This is a genomic window from Pseudomonas sp. B2021, from assembly GCF_018135665.1.
Classification (GTDB): domain Bacteria; phylum Pseudomonadota; class Gammaproteobacteria; order Pseudomonadales; family Pseudomonadaceae; genus Aquipseudomonas; species Aquipseudomonas lactis.
This window is the reverse complement of record NZ_SMOF01000037.1, coordinates 1-316: the sequence shown is the minus strand read 5'-3', so window position 1 is coordinate 316 and position 316 is coordinate 1. Positions and strand designations below refer to the sequence as shown.

Annotated in this window: 1 protein-coding gene; it reads left to right on the top strand. The window is 56.6% G+C overall.

Annotated features, from left to right (window positions below; translation table 11 throughout):
• Positions 1-316, top strand: a 316-nt coding sequence (locus tag E1K68_RS27565) for an immunoglobulin-like domain-containing protein (protein ID WP_212614969.1), incomplete at both ends; no start/stop codon positions are given.

Here is a 316-nt window from a genome sequence, read left to right as displayed (position 1 = left end):
GCAACAAGGCCGGTACTGACGTCACCTTGAAGCTGGATAACGGCTCGTCGATCACTATCAAAGCTGGCGAGACCGTCGGTACTGTGACCGTGCCTGCGCCTACCGATGACGTGTTCATCGATAAGAGCACTCAGACCGTCAAGATCACCGACGCTTCGGGCGGTAACTTCGAAAAACTGGAAGTTGCAGGCAGCGGCGCGACCACTACGATCAACGACACTATCGACAAGGTCGATGTGGTCCTGACCGCCACTACCACCGTCGGCGAAGGCGGCAATATCGTCTACACCGCTAGCCTTGTGGATAAAAACGGCGC